Source organism: Natrinema soli (assembly GCF_028618695.1).
In genome coordinates this window covers 1-2,438 of sequence record NZ_JAQIVI010000017.1, presented here as the reverse complement: position 1 = coordinate 2,438, position 2,438 = coordinate 1, and the positions used below count along the sequence as shown (strand labels likewise).

Sequence of the window (2,438 nt, the reverse complement as noted above, 5' to 3'; positions counted from 1 at the left end):
ACGTAGGCCTTCACGATGTTGCCTCGCTCCCGGTGAGGCTTGGGTACGACGGCGGCCTCGGCGACGCCGTCGACGTCGGCGATCGCCGACTCGATCTCCATCGTCCCCAGCCGGTGGCCGGAGACGTTAATCACGTCGTCGACCCGGCCGAGGACGGTGATGTAGCCGTTGTCGTCGACTCGAGCCGTATCGCCGCTGAAGTAGCTCCAATCGTCGGTTTCGGGATCGGAGAACCGTCGCCAGTACTCCTCGAGGAACCGCTCGTCGTTGTCGTACAGCGTGCGCGCCATCCCCGGCCACGGGCGCGCGATCGTGAGGTAGCCGGCCTCGCCGGGAGCGACTTGTTCGCCCTGCGCGTCGACCACGCTGGCGTCGATCCCCGGAAGCGGCGGTCCCGCCGAGCCTGGTTTCATCTCGTCGATGCCCGGGAGCGTCGAGACGGTCACCGCACCGGTCTCCGTCTGCCACCAGGTGTCGACGACCGGACAGTCTCCGCCGCCGATGTGTTCGCGATACCAGTTCCAGGGCCGGGGGCTGATCGGCTCCCCGACCGTGCCGAGCAGGCGCAGCGACGAGAGGTCGTGGCGCGCGGGGTAGTCCGAGCCCCACTTCATGAACGCGCGAATCGCCGTCGGCGCGGTGTAGAAGACGTCGACGGCGTTCCGATCGACGATCTCCCAGAGTCGATCCCGGTCGGGATAGTCAGGCGTCCCCTCGTACATCACGGTCGTCGTCCCCAGCGCGAGCGGCCCGTAGACGATGTAGGAGTGACCCGTGATCCAGCCGATGTCGGCCGCACACCAGTAGGTGTCTTCGGGTTTGACGTCGAGGACGGCCTGAGTCGTCCACGCGACGTGAGCGAGGTAGCCCCCCGTCGAGTGGACGACGCCCTTCGGCTCGCCGGTCGTCCCCGAGGTGTACATCAGAAACAGCATGTCCTCCGCGTCGCGCGAGACCGGCTCGACCGTTTCGCCCGCGAACTCGTCGCGAAGCTCGTGGTAGTCCCACTCGCCGTCCCCGAGGACGTGCGGGAGGTCGTCACCGAGCCGGTCGACGACGACCGTTCGGACGTCCTGCTCGAGGTCGATGCGGGCGTTGTCGGCCTTGCTCTTCTGGTTAAAGGCGTCGCCCCGCCGGTAGTAGCCGTCGCAGGTGACGAGGTACTCGCTGTCCGCGGCGTCCATTCGCGTCGCGAGCGCGTCCGCGGAGAGACCGGCGAAAACGACGCTGTGGGGTGCACCGATCCGGGCGCAGGCCAACATCGCGATCGGCAACTCGGGAATCATCGGCAGGTAGATCGTCACGACGTCGTCTTCCGCGACGCCGAGGTCGCGCAACGCCGCCGCGAGCTCGTTGACTTCGACGTAGAGATCCCGATAGGTGTAGGTCCGGCGCTCGCCCTGTTTTCCCTCCCAGCGGATCGCGGCGTGGTTCTTGCGCCCCGACTCGAGGTGGCGATCCAGACAGTTGTACGAGGCGTTGAGGCGACCGTCCGCGAACCAGCGATAGAACGGGGCGTCCGCCGCCTCGAGGACGGTATCGTACGCCTCGTCCCACGAGAGGAGGTCGGCCGCACGCGTCCAGCAGTCGGGCCAGTTCGTCTCGAACGTCTCGTGAAGCGTCGGATCCGTGACGTTCGCCTGCTCGATGAAGGAGTCGGGAGGGCTGTGGGGAGAGCCGGTCGGCGCGGACGTGTCTCGATCCGGCCCGTTCCGTTCGTCCATGTATCGTCCGAACGGTAGTCAGTCAGGGGAATAAACGTTCCTCCCAATCGCCGCGCAGTAGGCGGATCTCGATCCCGCTGCTCGCGGTGCGTTCCCCGAGCCGATCAGAGATCGTGCTGGGTCGAATCGATGTCGGCCATCTCCTCGGGGTCGACTTCGTGACCGGGTTCGCGAACGACGTAGACGTCGTAGCGGTGGTCGTTCGCGACCGGGCTCCCGACGCTCGACTGGGGCGCGATGACCGAGCCCGCGTTCTCGGAGCCGATGAAGACGACAGAGGCCTCGATCTCGCCGGCGACCCGTCGGATCTCGCGGACGACGTTCGTCGTCGACGTCGCAGTGGGCTCGTCGGAACTGACCCGCTCGATCCGGACGGTCGCCTCCGGCGCGACCTCCGCGGCCCGGGTCTGCATTCCCGTCGCGATCGCGTCAGAATCGAACGGCTCGCCCTGCGTGATCCAGCCGCGATCGCGCGCGTACTCGGCGTCGTCCGGAATGACCGTCAGCACGATGACCTCCTCGTCGAGCAGGTCGCCGAAGGCGGCGGCTCGCTCGAGCGCTTTCGTCGCTAACTTCGACCCGTCGAAGGGAACGAGCAGTGACATACGGCTACCTCATACGACAGCAGAGGTAAATGTTCTCCCTCCGCTCGACCGCACTCAGATGCCGCTCCCGTCGGCGTCGCGCGGCGACTCGCCGTTCGACCGGTCGCCG

Annotated in this window: 2 protein-coding genes; both read right to left on the bottom strand. The window is 67.1% G+C overall.

Annotated elements, in window-relative coordinates; genetic code table 11:
• Positions 1 to 1,724: acetate--CoA ligase (gene acs, locus PGX04_RS01100; RefSeq protein WP_273736825.1), on the bottom strand; the 1,724-nt coding region annotated here is incomplete at its 3' end.
• A 104-nt stretch (positions 1,725 to 1,828) separates the two neighbouring features.
• Positions 1,829 to 2,329 carry a universal stress protein gene (locus tag PGX04_RS01095; RefSeq protein ID WP_273736824.1) on the bottom strand — a complete coding sequence of 167 codons (501 nt, stop codon included), beginning with the start codon at positions 2,327 to 2,329 and terminating at the stop codon, positions 1,829 to 1,831.
• Positions 2,330 to 2,438 lie beyond the last annotated feature (109 nt).